The 528-nt window shown below is 63.4% G+C and carries 1 protein-coding gene; it reads right to left on the reverse strand.

The annotated features are described in order from the left end of the window. A partial coding sequence (gene lpxC / locus J5M57_RS28035) for a UDP-3-O-acyl-N-acetylglucosamine deacetylase (protein ID WP_207938481.1) occupies window positions 1-528 on the reverse strand: 528 nt, incomplete at both ends.

The raw sequence follows: 528 nt of genomic DNA on the forward strand, positions 1-528 counted from the left end.
CGTACGACGTGTTCGCGAAATCGACCTCGAGCTCCTGGCCCGTCTTGTCGACGGCCGGATGGCGGAAATCGATCGTGAACTTCAGCCTGAAACCGAAGTACGGATCGAGACGCGCGAATTTATCGCCGTCGCGGATCTCGACGGGCTTCGTCACCTTGATGAACTTCTTCGCCGCGTTCTGCTCTTCGATGCCGGCCGACTGGATCAGAAACACGAACGTCGCCGCGCTGCCGTCCATGATCGGAATTTCCTCGGCCGTCACGTCGACGTAGAGGTTGTCGATGCCGAGGCCCGCGCACGCCGACATCAGGTGCTCGACCGTCGACACGCGCACGCCGTCCTTCTGCAGCACGGACGCGAGCCGCGTGTCGCCGATCGACAGCGCCGAAGCGGGAATGTCGACGGGCGTCGGCAGATCGACGCGCGAGAACACGATGCCCGTATCGGGCGCCGCGGGACGAAGCGTCAGTTCGACCTTGCGGCCCGAATGCACGCCGATGCCGACGGTCTTGACGATCGATTTGATGG

Origin of the sequence: Pseudomonas sp. 86_A (assembly GCF_017491705.1) — a bacterium.
GTDB lineage: Bacteria > Pseudomonadota > Gammaproteobacteria > Pseudomonadales > Pseudomonadaceae > Aquipseudomonas > Aquipseudomonas koreensis.